Below are 13,724 nucleotides of genomic sequence, written 5' to 3'. Positions count from 1 at the left end.
GCGACTTGGATCACTGCGGCGACGACGCCGGCCGGTGATGACGACTGAGAGGTTCTCGATGAAGCGACAGGATCTTCGACGGATGTGGCCGCATGCCGGGCGCGTCGTCGCGGTCATGGTCTTGGCCGGCGCGATGGCGGCGACGGGTGTGGTGACCCAGGCGGGGCGGGTCTCGGCCGAGCCCGTCAGCGCGTTCTACACACCGCCGGACCGGATTCCGCAGGAACCGGGCGCGATCATCAAGACCGCGCCGATGACCTTGTTCGTGACCCCGCCCACCGAGCAGGGATGGCCGGGCAAGGCGCAGCACGTGATGTACACGTCGCGATTGCAGGACGGGTCCCCGGTAGCAGTGAGCGGGACCTACCTCGAGCCGACCGGTCCGTGGCAGGGTCCGGGACCGCGTCCGACGGTGGTCATCGGCCCCGGCACGTCGGGTCAGGCGGACCGTTGCGCGATGTCGGTGGCGTTCTCGACCGGGATGGCGGTGTCCACCCAGCCGTTGGGGATCTCGGCGAACCAGGAGCTACCGTCGTCGGTGGTGTGGAGCGGCCTGGGCGCGCGGGTGCTGGTGACCGACTACGTCGGCCTCGGCACACCCGGCATCCACACCTACGCCAACCGGTTCGAGAGCGGGCACGCGATTCTCGACGGTGTGCGCGCGGCCAACAATCTGGGCGGTGTCGGACCGGAGACGCCGGTCGTGCTCTGGGGCTATTCCCAGGGCGGTGGCGCCACCGCGGCCGCCGCGGAGATGCAGCCGAGCTACGCACCGGAACTGAATCTCAAAGGCACCTGGGCAGGGGGACCGGTCGCTGACCTCACCGCGATCCTGGAGAAGATCGACGGTGCGCTGATCGGCGGAGCGATCGGGTTCGCCGTCAACGGCATGCTCGCGCGCTATCCCGAGCTGCAGCGTGCGGTGGACCGGGTCACCAGCCCGGCCGGGCGCGCGATGCTCGAGACGCTGAGCGACTCCTGCATCGCCGATGTGATCACGTACCACCCCTTCCTCAAAACCGAGTCGCTGACCAACGACGGCCGGCCGCTGTCCGCTCATCTCGCCGAATTGCCCGAAGCCACGCCGGTATTGGCGGAGCTGCGCATCGGTAACTCCACTCCGGCCACACCGGTCCTGATCACCAGTGGCCGCAACGACGACACCGTCCCGTACGGACAGGCCCGACGACTCGCCGAAGACTGGTGCGGCAAGGGCGCCACGGTCACCTTCCGCACGAACGAGCTCCCGCCGATCCTGCCCGGAACCACCATCCCGAATCACTTCGGGCCGGAGATCATCGACGGCTTCGGGCCCGACAACGCGTTCACCTATCTACTCGATCGTCTTGCGGACAAGCCGGTCTCCGGCTGCAGCATCGACTGAACAAGGATCTGTGTGTGAAAGCCATTTCGCGCCGCTCGATGCTGTTTGCCGCGGCAACGGCGAGTGGGCTACTTCTCGGTGCCCGCCCCACGGGCACGCCGACTCCGATCGCGTTGCGGTCCAACAATGTTCCGCTGACCTACGAGGACCATCGGGTGGTGGTGATCGGGTCGGGGTTCGGTGGCGGCGTCAGCGCGCTGCGGTTGGCGCAAGCCGGTGTCACGGTGACGGTTCTGGAGCGAGGTCAGCGGTGGCCCAGCGGTCCGAACGCTGAAACCTTCCCGCGCGCGTCCGCCCCGGACAAGCGATTGCTGTGGTACCGATCGAGCCCGAACCTGTTCGGGCGACCGCTCGTGTTCGACCCGTACGCCGGGTTGGTGGAGGCGGTGCCCGGGGTGAACATGACCGCGCTGTGCGCCGCCGGTGTCGGTGGCGGATCGCTGGTCTACCAGGGCATGTCGCTGCAGCCCGCCGAGGCGGTGTTCAACGCGCATTTTCCCGAAGAGCTGGACTGGGCGACGATGGATCGGGTGCACTATCCGCGAGTGGCACGGATGCTCGGGCTGGCCGAAGCTCCCGACGAGCTGATCGCCGCCGACAACTACCGGGCCGCAAGGGTCTTCGCGGATCGAGTACGCGGGGCCGGGATGCCGTTGTCGAAGATCCCGATGCCCATCGACTGGAACTTCGCGCTGGCCGAGCTGCGCGGGGAGATGAAACCCTCCTACACCAACGGTGACGGTGCGATGGGGGTCAACAACGGCGGCAAGCACTCTGTCGACGTCACCTACATCGCCGCCGCCGAAGCGACCGGCCGGTGCCAGGTGCAGACCCTGCACGAGGTGACCGATCTCGAACGCGCCCGCGACGGTCGCTGGACCGTGCACGTGCAGCGTCTCGACACCGCGGGTGTCGTGGTCGAGAACAAGGTACTCACCGCGGGATCGGTGATCCTGGCGGCGGGCAGTCTCAACACCACCCGGTTGCTCGTGCGAGCCGGTGCCAAGGGCCTGATTCCCGACCTGCCCGACGGGCTCGGCCAGAACTGGGGCACCAACGCCGATCGCATCTATGTCTGGTCGGAACCCGCCGCGAACTTCGGTGCGGCACAAGGTGGTCCGGTGGTCTACGGCAGTAAGAACTGGGACGATCCGCAGGCTGCGCACACCGTGATCCAGGCCTCCATCCCGCCGATGTCGGTGGATCCGGGCAGCACGATGCTCGTCGGCTACGGCGTCAGTGACAGTCGCGGGTCGTTCACCTACGACGCCGCCCGCGACGACGCGATTCTGCACTGGCCCCACGACGGCGACCGGACCATCCAGAACAACCACATCGACCCCGCCGTGCGCCGCATCGCGGGTTCGACCGGGATGTTGCTGGACACCAACTCGCTGTTTCCCTCGACCTGGCATCCGCTGGGTGGGGCGAGCATGGGCTCGGTGTGCGACCTGGACGGCCGCGTCCATGACCAGCCGGGGCTCTACGTGCTCGACGGTGCGCTGTTGCCGGGTAACGCCGCCGCGTGCAACCCGTCGATGACGATCGCGGCGGTCGCGGAGCGGGCCTTGGACAACCTGGTCGCCGCGGATGTGGGAACGCGCATCTGAGATCGAATCGCCTCGGTGGCGCGACGAGACGATGGACTACTGTGACGTGGTGGCTAGAAAGGGCGAAGGTGATCCCGCGCGCAAGATCACCGAAACCACCCTGTCGTTGCTCGAATCGGAGGGGTATGACGCGGTTCAGCTGCGCCGGGTGGCCCGCGTCGCCCAGGTGTCGCTGACCACGGTCTACAAGCTGTACCCCACCCGCGACGAACTCGTGCTCGCCGCGGTCGCGCAGTGGATGGCCACGAACACCTACACCGAACTCGACCCGCCGCGAGCCGACGAATCGCTCGCCGATGTGTTGAAGCGGGTGACCCGCTACGTGTTCGAGCCGTGGGAGCGTCACCCACGGATGCTCGCCGCCTACTACCACGCACGCTCCGGTCCGGGTGGGCAGCGACTCGACGCGCAGGGTTTCGCCGCGGTGTTGCCCGCGGTGAGCACGATGTTCGCCAGCCTCGACGAGGACTACGCGGCCGATCTCGCCCTCGTGCTGACCAACATGGTCTATGCGCTGCTGGGACGTTTCGCGCACGGTGATCTGGCGATCACCGAGATCCTGCCCGCACTCGAACGCGCCATCGGCCGGCTGACTCAGAACAACGCTCCGTTCGCCGCGGCCGCCGAGCGGACCGCCGGTGCGGGGGCGACTCCGTTCGAGTGGGTGCCCGGTTTCAGCTCGCCCTACTCCCCGGGCACCGAGGCCGACGAGCCGTAACCGGTGTGAAACGTTTTCACGCCGCACCGGAGCAGTTCAAGCTTTGGCAATCGCGACACGGGACTCTGAGGGTTCGGCACCGACGCCGATGCCCAGTAGGAGGAGTCCGAGCGAATGGATCGCCTGAACCACGAGTTCAGTCGGCGCAGCGTGCTGTGCGCTGCGGGGGCGGCGATCGCGCTGACCGCGGTGGCACAGCCGACACAGGCGGGCACGATCACGCGGAAGTGCTCGGTCGACAGCGGTCCGGGAGAGCGCGCCGACCTGGCCGAACAGGCGATCGTGCAGCGGCATGTGCACTCGCTGCTCGGTTTGCCCGACTATCGGCTGGGAGTGCTCGCGTGGCCTGCGGACCTGACTGAAAGGTCCTTGCTCGGGCGATGGTGTTACTGGTGGCAAGCACACCTGCTCGATTGCGCGATCGACGCCGCGCACCGAACCAGCACTCCCGACCGCGTTGATCGGGTCGTCGCCCTCGCACGCGGTATCCGCGCCCGCAACATCACCGGTTGGACCAACCGCTACTACGACGACATGGGGTGGTTGGCAATCGCCCTCGAGCGTGCCGAGCGACTGCTCGACGTCCGTTTCGGCGACGCGATCGGGAATCTGCGGGGCGCCCTGCTCGAAGGATGGAACCCGGCTGTGGGTGCGGTGCCATGGCGCAACGGCGACGACTTCTACAACACGCCCGCGATCGGCCCGACCGGCATCGCGCTGGCGCGCCTCGGTGAACTCGACCGCGCCGGCCAACTGGCCGATTTCCTGCACACGCGATTGCGTGACACCGCCAGCGGCCTGATCCACGATGGGGTCCACGAGCCCGGCGGGCAGGTGGACCGCACCGTGCACACCTACTGCCAGGGCGTGACCATCGGGCTGGAGGCCGAATTGGCGCTGCGCACAGGCGAATCGGTTCATCGTCAACGTGCTGCCGCCGTGATCGCCGCGGTCGAGCAGCGACTCACCGCCAGGGGGGTGATCGTCGCCGCCGCCGGAAACGATTCCGGGCTCTTCATGGGAATCCTCGCGCGTTTTCTCGCCGAAGCCGCACTGTCGCTGAACAACACGACCGCGGCGAATATCGTGCACGCCTCCGCCCGGGCGGCTTGGGAAAACCGTGCCGAGGTGAACGGGTTGCCGCTGTTCGGCGCGGACTGGACCCGCCCGGTCGCGGTGCCCGAGCATCCGGGGACCTTTCTCCAGCTCGCGGACGCGTCCGCCGCATCGTCGGCGAACCTGAGCCGGGACCTCTCGGTGCAGCTGAGCGCATGGATGCTGCTCGAAGCGGACTACCGGCTCACCGCGGCGGGCCACTGACCGGCCTCATTCACCCGGCGAGAAGGGGCAACTGCTGGAACAGTATTCGCGCACCGCCGTCGCCGAGCCGGCCGTCCGGCTCAATGTCACGGACGCTCTGATCGAAGCGGGTCTGCCGCCCCTGCCCGCCGATCGTGTGGCAGTCGCCCTGTGCGCCGAGATCCGGCGGCTGCTCGACGAGGCGTGAAGCGGCTCAGGGCATTTCGACGGTTTCGGCCCTGGCGATCTCGTTGATCGCGCGCTGAACGGCGTGATCCGGCGGTGTCCGGGCGAGATCGGCGAGGTACTCGATCAGGAGTACCGCCGCGGGTTGGGGGTTGGTCCATGCCCGGTCGGGCTCGGCCGACTCGTCGATCCCGAGCGCCCCGGCGAGCGCGCTGAAGACCGCGGCGGCGTCGAGTCGGGGCAGCCACGTCGCCGATCGGCGTACCACCGATTCCAGCACGGCGCGCACATCGTCGCCGGTGAGACCGTCCGGATGCGCGATCTCGAGCAGGTCGCGAACGATCCCCGCCAGCACCGAGGTGACCTGGTCGGCGGGGAGTTCGGACAGATCCGCGGTGGTCGCGCTGAATCGGGGTTCGTCGGCTGCCCTCGCCGCGCTGACGGCGGCCTCGACGGCGGTCGCGATCGCGCGGGCTGACGAAGGCCAGTCGGACGGCCACATGGGTAGTTCTCCTCGCGGGTCGGTATACGTGCCTCGCCTACCTGCGTATGCGGGCTGTTGTCAGCGTAGTCAGTGCCGGGCCGCGGGCCGCACGCGTGTCAGCAGGTCCGACCACTCCATCGGCCGGGTCCGACCCCGTGACCGTGTGGGACCCGAGGCCGATGAGCTCGTTGCCTGGCTGATCGGTAGCGGGGAGGTGACCCGATCGCGCCCGCGCGTGATCGGGTAGCGCGCTACTCACGCGCGCCCGCAGGCCGGCGGGCCACGCTTTCAAGCAGAGGCGACGGATCCCGCCGTTGCCGACTCCGACACAGGAAGCACGACCGCCATGATCATCGACGACACCCTTCGATCGGCCGTCGACACCGACGACACCGGCGAATTCCATTCCGGCCCGGAGGCGGGCTCCGCGCTGATCGGCAGTGTCGCGCACGGGGTACGCGAACTGCGCTACGCCGCGGTCGACGACCTCGCGATCTTCGAGGGCGACATCGTGCTCGGCACCGTCGAGGAGATCGATGCCCGCCGTCGACAGGAAGGCGTGGTGGTCTCCGGTGCGGTGTTCCGCTGGCCGAATGCCGTGGTCCCCTTCGAGGTCGACCCGGCCCTGCCCGCACCGCAACGGGTCTTCGACGCGGTCGCACACTGGAACGCACGCACCAGGATCCGGTTCGTCCCGCGCACCGGCGCCCACGGCGACTTCGTACGGTTCGTGCCCAGCACGTCGAGCCGGTCGCCGGTCGGGCGCCGGGGCGGACGGCAGACGATCGAACTCGCCGCTTCCGCGCTCGTGGGCACCGTGGTCCACGAGATGGGGCACGCGCTCGGACTCTGGCACGAGCAGAGCAGAGAGGACCGGGGCAACTTCATCGCGGTGCGGCTCGACCGGGTCGACCCGGCGCACCGGCACAACTTCGATCAGCACATCACCGACGGCGACGACGTCGGCGGCTACGACTTCGGCTCGATCATGCACTACCCCGCGACGGCGTTCAGCACCACTGGGCAGGCGACGATCCTCGCGCGTGTGCCCGTGGCGCCCGGCGTGACGATGGGCCAGCGCTCCGCGTTGTCGGCCGGCGATGTGAACGCCGCCCACACGATCTATCCGTGACATCGCGCAGGTGCCCGCGCGGTGAAGTCGAGTGGTCCACTACTCGTGATCGGCACCACGCACGCGCCCACGCTGAATACCCCAGCACACATTCTCCGGGCGAGGTGACCCATGGATACCGAGAGCGAAGCTCGTACCACCGCGTGGCACGAACAGATGGATGCCGCATCGCAGCGATTCGACGACACCGAGGCGCAACGCGATGAGGTGACGCGCCTGCGGGCGGTGACCGAGTCCGATGTCGTCGACACCAAGGAACAGATTCTCGCCCGCGCCGACCGGCTGCTCGTCACCGGCGAAGTCCCCGCGCAGGCGGTGATCGAACTCGGCAGGCAGGACCCGGTCGACAGCATCCGCTCGCTCGAGCGGGTCATCGGCTTCGCCAACGAGTTGCAGGCCGCGAACTTCCTGACCCGCGGTGCTCGCGCCGCCGCGGCGGTGGCGCGTATCTCGTTGGCCGACAACGGCCGTGAGGTGCCGATGGGTACCGGTTCGATGGTGTCGCCGCAACTGCTGCTCACCAACAATCATGTGCTGCCGACGCGGGGGGCGGCCGAGTCGGTGGTGATCGAGTTCCGGGCCGAGGTCGACATCGACAACGTTCCGAACCCCACCGTGCGCTATCGCCTGGCGCCCGACGACTTCTTCGTGACCGACAAACACCTCGACTACACCGTGGTGCGTGTGGCGCCGGGGCCCGACGGCGTGGCGCCCGGCGCCACATTCGGCTGGAATCCGCTGATCGCCAAGCCCGGCAAGATCGTGATCGGTGAGGCGATGAACGTCGTCGGGCACCCCTCGGGCCGGCTCAAGGAGATCTCGATCCGGCACAACCGCCTCGACCTGCAACTCGACGACTTCCTGCACTACGCCTCCGACACCGAACCGGGGAATTCGGGCTCGCCGGTCTTCAACGATCAGTGGGAGATCGTGGCGCTGCATCACGCCGGAGTCCCGAAGAAGGACGACCAAGGCCGGGTGCTGCGCAAGGACGGCAAACTGTGGCAGTCCGGGGACGGCGACGACGCGATCGACTGGATCGCCAACGAGGGCGTTCGGGTGAGCGTGCTGTTGCACGATCTCGGATCGCGGCAGTTCGATCCGGCCCAGCGCGCCCTGCTCGACGAACTCGGGCTCGCGGCGGTCGCACCGAGCGAGGCGGCTGCCGGACTGCCGGTGCCGCCACGGGGGTCGGCCGCCGAAAGCCTGGTGCGTGGCCTGCGTGGTCGGTCGAGCGCGTTCGGTGGTCGACGCAGCGTGCTGTTCCTGCACGGACGCGGACAACAGGGCCGTGACCCGGTCGAATTGCGCCGCAACTGGACGGCGGGTTTGAACAAGGGACTCACCCTCGCCGGCCTGAGCCCCATCGACCCCGCCGATGTGTACTTCCCCTTCTACGGTGACCAACTCGTGGAGAGCATGGACACCCGCGAGGCCGTCGACTCCGGTCCGGCACTCTACGAGAGCCTGGTCGCCGAGGCCGCGCGCCGGGCCGGGATGCCGGACGCCGGTGACCTGCCCACCGACCCGCAAGCGCGCGAACTCTTCGGCGGGTTCGGTGCGGTGGTGCTGGGGCGGTTGCGCGACCAGCTCAGCTGGATCGCCGCCCGCAGCGGCCTCGATTCCGCGCTCATCGGCGCCATCTTCAAAGACGTCGCCGCCTATCTCGACGACGAGCGGGTCCGCAAGAGTGTGCTGGACACGGTGCTCATCGATGCGCCCACCGAGGGCGACCTGATCCTGGTCAGCCACAGTCTCGGCACGGTGGTCGCGATGGATCTGCTCACCCAGCTGCCCCGCGAACTGAACGTGCGACTGCTGGTGACGGCGGGCAGCCCGCTCGGGATGGACGGGGTGTACCGCAAGCTGCTGACGGGCGGGCCGAGCAGGCCCGAGCGGGTCGGTGAATGGCTCAACACCTGGTACGCCGGCGATCCGATCGCCATCGGCTGCCCACTGCGTCAGGCCTGGGGGCCGGATCTGCGCGACCTCCCGGTCGAGAACCCCAAGGAGCGGGCGCACGACATCGCCGAATACCTCGCCCACGCCGCGGTGGCGGCCACGATCGGACACACGCTGTCCGCCTGAGCCACACCACGATTCGCACGAAATCACGCGACACAGGTAGGCGGGCCCGCGCCCTCGGCGCTACGGCGTGAACGGGCGCTGATCGAGAAGATCGGCGCCCGCGTTGATCGTGATCAGATAAGGAATATCCGCTCACTGCCGTTCCTCCGAGAAATCGGCCCTTCTCGATCCTCCTTCGGCCGTGTCGAACTCGATTGCGTGGCGGACTACTCGAATGTGCGACACAACCGTCGCCGCATCCGCGCGTATTCGGGTAGTGGATTACGCATTCGCGCCCGCGCGCCCGCGCGCGACGATAGCTCCAGAAAGTTTTTCCGCCGAGAAAGGGCGCCGAAATGTTGGAGACGGATACGGAAGACGCGGTCGTGGCAGCGAGCGCGGATACCGAAGAAGAGGTGTTCGAGTCGGCGAAAACCGGCTACGGCGCCGAAGAAGCCGACGTTCGGGCGATCGACCAGACCAATATCACATCGATCTTCTGGGCACAGAAGATCCTGCGCACCCATGGAACAGGTGCCTGGGTATTCGGATTCCCGAACGCCGACGTGCGGGCAGATAGTCAGGTCTCGGTGAGTCTGACCGAGATCGACACCAACAACATCCCGTTCCTCGGACCTGCCACCACCCAGGTCCTGAATGTGGTTCCGCACGCCGACGGCACCATGACAGTGCGATATCACGTGGGGTGGAACAGCAATATCAGGGTGCTGTTCAACTTCATCATCGCCAATTGAGCCGCCGCGATGGCAGTGTCACGGGTCCGCCGGACGCCGGGCTCCGATCGACAGCGTGGTCGATCCAGGCCATCCGGCACCGTGGCAGTCGCAGGGCAGGTCCGCGTCGCCGACGACGTCGATCAGGACCGGTCATCGACCCCCTGCCGAGCGTTACCGAGCCGGTGCGCCGCCGCCAGTGCGGTGAGCACCTGCTCGGTTTTGGTATCACCTGACGCGATCGTCAGGCCGAGCGTACGCAGGGCGGCTTCGAGTTCGCGCCGGGCGTCGAGCGCGCGCAGGTGCAGATCAACGGGCGAATCGGCTTGTTGCGGTGTGACTTTCAGCGACAGCTCGACCAGATCGAGTCCGGTGGTGCTCCACCGTTCGACATCGGCGCGCAATGTCCCCACCGGCACCCCCGTCCACCGTGCCGAAGCGACCGGTCCCATCGCGCGCAGGTGGTCGACCGCGACGCCGGGCGGCGTGCAGCTGACCAGGAACTGGCGCTGAGCCGAGTGGAGCGCGCCGGTGACATCGACACCCCGGGCCACGGCCGCGCGCAGCGAACCGGCAGGCCGGGAGCTGATCGCCGAGGCCGACAGCATCCGCCGATCGGCCGACCAATCGCTTTCGATGCGGTACCGCACACCCGGCTCGGTGAAGGGCGCCCCCCAGCGGCCCGCCAGCTGGGAGGGCACGCACGGTCGCAGTTTGACGGTGAGATCGTCTTCCTCCGCGCCGCTGCGCAACCGGATGACGATGCGGCTCGACAGCAGCGTGGGCGCCCCCGCGGTACCCGGGTGCAGCGGCTCGGCGAACCAGATGTCGCGGTGGACCGCGGCGGTATCGGGACATCGGAGCCGGCGCAGTGCGCCCGCGACATCCCCGTCGAGGTTCACTTTGATCTCGATCGGCGTGATCACCCGGGCCCCCTTTCTGTCGCTGTGACGGGTATTGCCCGCGGTGCGCGGGCTCCCTGGAAGCCAGATTCGCCCATCGACGGGCCGCGGCGCGCGCGTAGTGCGCTACCCGATCAGGTCGCGCGTCCGGGTCGAGCGAGGACCATCGACGACAGCTGCGCCGGATCGGCGCCCCGGTGCCCGCGTGCGCGTGCCCGCGCGTAGTGGACTACTCGTGACAGGCCTGACCAGGCGCCGGAGACTGGATTCGATCGGTCCGGTAGGCGGCGAGCACGCGCCATTCCGTGGAGGTTCTCGATGGTCGACGCACAGCAGCAAACACTGGTCACTCGCGCATTGGTCACCGCCGCGGAGGCGCTCGACCGGCGTGTCGGCTGGTTCCGGCTACCGACCCCGTTGGGGTTGGCCGTGCTGGTCGGCCTGCGCAGCAGACTGCGGGCGCGCAACCTCTTCGACACCGGCCCTCACCCGGCCGGACCGTTGCCCCCGGACGACGCCGGCGAACACCGCAACGCGCGCACCGTCGAGGGCACTTACAACAGCCCCGACGACCCGCGCGCGGGTTCGATCGGCTGCCGATTCGGCCGCAACGTCCCACTCGATCGCACCTACCCCGAGGATCCCGCGCGGATCATGGAACCCAACCCGCGCACGATCAGCAGGCAGCTGCTCACGCGTGACCGATTCCAGCCGGCCACCACCCTGAATCTGCTGGCTGCGGCCTGGATCCAGTTCGAGGTGCACGACTGGTTCGTGCACGACCCCGCCGAACAGGACCCCTTCGTCGTCACCCTGGACGACGATGATCCGTGGCCGCACCCCCCGATGGCGATCCCGCGCACGGTGACGGTGCCCGCCCCTGACCCGGGCGCCGCGCCGACCTACGTCACCGTCGAGACCCACTGGTGGGATGCCTCTCAGATCTATGGCAAGACAGCGGAATTCGCCGCTTCCCTGCGCTCGGGAAAGCACGGCCAGCTCGTGATCGACGAACTCGGACTCCCGCCGCTGGACGCCGAGCGGCTGGTGGCACTCGATCCCTCGGCGGCCAACGCCTGGGTGGGCCTGGCCCTGCTGCACTCGCTGTTCCTGCGCGAACACAACGCGATCTGTGCCCGCCTGACCCGGCGCTACCCCGACATGAACGACCAGCAGCTCTACGACACCGCCCGGCTGGTCAACTCCGCGTTGATCGCGAAGATCCACACTGTCGACTGGACACCGGCCGTGATCGCCCATCCCACCACCGTGGCGGCCATGCGCGCGAACTGGTTCGGCGTGCTGGGAGAGCGGGTTTCGCGGCGCTTCGGCCACTTCATCGGCAACGAAGTGCTGTGCGGCATACCGGGTTCCGCGCGCGACGACAGCGGAGTGCCGTACTCGCTCACCGAGGAGTTCGTCTCGGTCTACCGCATGCATCCGCTGATCCCCGACGCGCTCGTCGTCCGCAGCCTGGCCGACGACACCGTGCTGGCCGAGCACCCGCTGCCCGACCTCGGCGTCGCCCACATCCGCGAACGGCTCGCCGAGACGGCGATGGACACGCTGCTCTACTCCTTCGGCCGAGCCAACCCCGGCGCATTGACGCTGCACAACTACCCCGTTCACCTCCAACAGCTCGAGCGTCCGGGCCAACCGCTGCTCGATCTCGCGACCGTCGACATCCTGCGGGTCCGCGAGCGAGGTGTGCCGCGCTACAACGAGTTCCGGCGGCACCTGCGCCTACCGCCGGTCACCTCGTTCGACGAACTCACCGATGACCCGCGGTGGGCACGCGAACTCGAACAGGTCTACGGCGACGTGGACGACGTCGACCTGATGATCGGCCTCTACGCCGAACCCAAGCCGCCCGGTTTCGGCTTCAGCGACACCGCCTTCCGCGTGTTCGTGCTGATGGCGTCGCGGCGGCTGTCGGCGGACCGGTTCTTCACCACCGACTTCCGGCCCGAGATCTACACCGAGGCGGGCTTGGCCTGGGTGCGTGACAACACGATGCGCAGCGTGCTGCTGCGCCATTTCCCGACCCTCGCGCCCGCGCTGGAGGGCGTCGCGAATCCGTTCGCCCCGTGGAGGAGCCCGCGATGAGCTATGTGAGCTACCGCGAGGACCTGGAACAACCGCGGCCCGACGAAGAACAGATCATCGACAAGATCATCGCGGTCCTGCGCGACAACAATGAACGCGCCTACCGCAAGTACAAGCGAGGTTTGCGCGACGCCCATGCCAAGAGTCACGGCATCCTGCGCGGCGAATTGACGGTGCCCGCGGGCCTGCCGCCAGAACTGGCCCAGGGCATGTTCGCCACCCCGGGCACCTATCCGGTGATCGCGCGGTTGTCGAGCACCTCCGGGGTGATCCGCAGCGACCAGCTACGCGGCGTCCGCGGACTCGGGATCAAGGTGCTCGGGGTACACGGGCCGCGCGCGCTGCCCGACGACGAGGCGAGCACGCAGGACTTCATCATGGTGACCCATCGTGAGTTCCTCTTCGCCGACGCGCACGCCTACCTCACCAAGGGCATGCCGACCGCGTGGGTGCTGGCCCGGCTGCCCGACGCCGCCCTGCGCGCGGGCAGCGACCTCGTCGCCGCGCTGAACACGCACGTGCTGCGCCGGATCGGGCGCAGCGTGCCACCGAATCTCGGTGTCTTCGTCGCACCCAACACCCACATCCTCGGCGAGACCTTCTACTCCTCGGCGCCGCTGCGCCACGGCGACTATGTGGCCAAGCTGCTCTACGTGCCGGTGTCGCCGGAAGTCGTGGCACTGCAAGGGCAACCGGTCGACCCCGACGCGGGAGTCAATGCCCATCAGGACCTGATCGTCGACTTCTTCGCCGCGCACAGCGCCACCTACGAACTGCGCGCGCAACTGTGCACCGATACCGCCACCATGCCGATCGAGGACGCGACTGTGCCATGGCCCGAAGACGACTCACCGCACCGCACCGTGGCGACCATCCGCTTCGACGTGCAGGATCCGTACACCCCGCAGCGGCGTGCCTACGGTGACGACGTGCTCTCGTTCAACTCCTGGCGTGGCCTGGACGCGCACCGGCCGCTCGGCTCGATCAACCGGCTCAAGAAGCGCGTGTACGAGGCCTCGAGCAACTACCGCCACGACGTCAACAACGCGCCGCGGCTCGAGCCCCGTGACGCCACCGAGCTCCCGCCGTGACCATCGCGGCA

The 13,724-nt window shown here is 68.3% G+C and carries 11 protein-coding genes; 9 read left to right on the top strand and 2 right to left on the bottom strand.

All coding sequences use genetic code 11. From position 1 onward, the window contains the following. Positions 1-82 precede the first annotated feature (82 nt). The 4 genes from ACWGCN_RS05730 to ACWGCN_RS05715 all read left to right on the top strand — a co-directional run bounded on the left by ACWGCN_RS05730 (position 83) and on the right by ACWGCN_RS05715 (position 5,032). A complete protein-coding gene (locus tag ACWGCN_RS05730) occupies positions 83-1,384 on the top strand; it encodes a lipase family protein (protein ID WP_449963414.1) in 1,302 nt (433 codons plus the stop codon). A 14-nt stretch (positions 1,385-1,398) separates the two neighbouring features. Beyond that, on the top strand, positions 1,399-2,994 hold the full coding sequence (locus ACWGCN_RS05725; RefSeq protein ID WP_452458717.1) for a GMC oxidoreductase: 1,596 nt from the start codon (positions 1,399-1,401) through the stop codon (positions 2,992-2,994). Positions 2,995-3,043: 49 nt separating this feature from the next. Beyond that, complete coding sequence (locus tag ACWGCN_RS05720; RefSeq protein ID WP_379312141.1) at positions 3,044-3,712, top strand: TetR family transcriptional regulator; 669 nt, start codon at positions 3,044-3,046, stop codon at positions 3,710-3,712. 114 nt (positions 3,713-3,826) lie between these two features. Further along, positions 3,827-5,032 (top strand): glycoside hydrolase family 76 protein, encoded by a 1,206-nt coding sequence (locus tag ACWGCN_RS05715; RefSeq protein WP_452451240.1) that lies wholly within the window; start codon positions 3,827-3,829, stop codon positions 5,030-5,032. Positions 5,033-5,225: 193 nt separating this feature from the next. Here ACWGCN_RS05715 and ACWGCN_RS05710 read toward each other — a convergent pair whose 3' ends face one another. Beyond that, positions 5,226-5,699, bottom strand: coding sequence for a hypothetical protein (locus ACWGCN_RS05710; protein ID WP_449962105.1), 474 nt, complete (start codon positions 5,697-5,699; stop codon positions 5,226-5,228). A 328-nt stretch (positions 5,700-6,027) separates the two neighbouring features. Between ACWGCN_RS05710 and legP the strand changes: the two genes are divergently transcribed. The 3 genes from legP to ACWGCN_RS05695 all read left to right on the top strand — a co-directional run bounded on the left by legP (position 6,028) and on the right by ACWGCN_RS05695 (position 9,635). Further along, a complete protein-coding gene (gene legP / locus ACWGCN_RS05705) occupies positions 6,028-6,813 on the top strand; it encodes a Dot/Icm T4SS effector Zinc-dependent metalloprotease LegP (protein WP_452458718.1) in 786 nt (261 codons plus the stop codon). A gap of 111 nt (positions 6,814-6,924) precedes the next feature. Further along, positions 6,925-8,901: a trypsin-like serine peptidase gene (locus ACWGCN_RS05700; protein ID WP_452528974.1), complete on the top strand. Its 1,977-nt coding sequence runs from the start codon at positions 6,925-6,927 to the stop codon at positions 8,899-8,901. A 335-nt stretch (positions 8,902-9,236) separates the two neighbouring features. Next, positions 9,237-9,635, top strand: a complete 399-nt coding sequence (locus ACWGCN_RS05695) for a hypothetical protein (protein WP_452458886.1) — start codon at positions 9,237-9,239, stop codon at positions 9,633-9,635. A gap of 122 nt (positions 9,636-9,757) precedes the next feature. Here ACWGCN_RS05695 and ACWGCN_RS05690 read toward each other — a convergent pair whose 3' ends face one another. Next, positions 9,758-10,540 (bottom strand): hypothetical protein, encoded by a 783-nt coding sequence (locus ACWGCN_RS05690; protein ID WP_452458885.1) that lies wholly within the window; start codon positions 10,538-10,540, stop codon positions 9,758-9,760. 294 nt (positions 10,541-10,834) lie between these two features. On the opposite strand from ACWGCN_RS05690, the gene ACWGCN_RS05685 reads away from it, so the two are divergent. Both ACWGCN_RS05685 and ACWGCN_RS05680 read left to right on the top strand, forming a co-directional pair. Further along, complete coding sequence (locus ACWGCN_RS05685) at positions 10,835-12,622, top strand: peroxidase family protein (protein WP_452458884.1); 1,788 nt, start codon at positions 10,835-10,837, stop codon at positions 12,620-12,622. After that, positions 12,619-13,713 (top strand): catalase family protein, encoded by a 1,095-nt coding sequence (locus ACWGCN_RS05680; RefSeq protein ID WP_452458883.1) that lies wholly within the window; start codon positions 12,619-12,621, stop codon positions 13,711-13,713. Before ACWGCN_RS05685 ends, ACWGCN_RS05680 begins: the two co-directional genes overlap by 4 nt. Positions 13,714-13,724: the final 11 nt, after the last annotated feature.

This window comes from Nocardia sp. NPDC055050 (assembly GCF_053608345.1).
Note: the sequence above shows the minus strand (reverse complement) of the source record. Positions and strands in the feature narration are given on the sequence as shown.

Coding starts and splice junctions, on each gene's coding strand:
- ACWGCN_RS05730 (WP_449963414.1), top strand. CDS start 83: ATGTGGCCGCATGCCGGGCGCGTCGTCGCGGTCATGGTCTTGGCCGGC.
- ACWGCN_RS05715 (WP_452451240.1), top strand. CDS start 3,827: ATGGATCGCCTGAACCACGAGTTCAGTCGGCGCAGCGTGCTGTGCGCT.
- ACWGCN_RS05710 (WP_449962105.1), bottom strand. CDS start 5,699: ATGTGGCCGTCCGACTGGCCTTCGTCAGCCCGCGCGATCGCGACCGCC.
- legP (WP_452458718.1), top strand. CDS start 6,028: ATGATCATCGACGACACCCTTCGATCGGCCGTCGACACCGACGACACC.
- ACWGCN_RS05700 (WP_452528974.1), top strand. CDS start 6,925: ATGGATACCGAGAGCGAAGCTCGTACCACCGCGTGGCACGAACAGATG.
- ACWGCN_RS05695 (WP_452458886.1), top strand. CDS start 9,237: ATGTTGGAGACGGATACGGAAGACGCGGTCGTGGCAGCGAGCGCGGAT.
- ACWGCN_RS05685 (WP_452458884.1), top strand. CDS start 10,835: ATGGTCGACGCACAGCAGCAAACACTGGTCACTCGCGCATTGGTCACC.
- ACWGCN_RS05680 (WP_452458883.1), top strand. CDS start 12,619: ATGAGCTATGTGAGCTACCGCGAGGACCTGGAACAACCGCGGCCCGAC.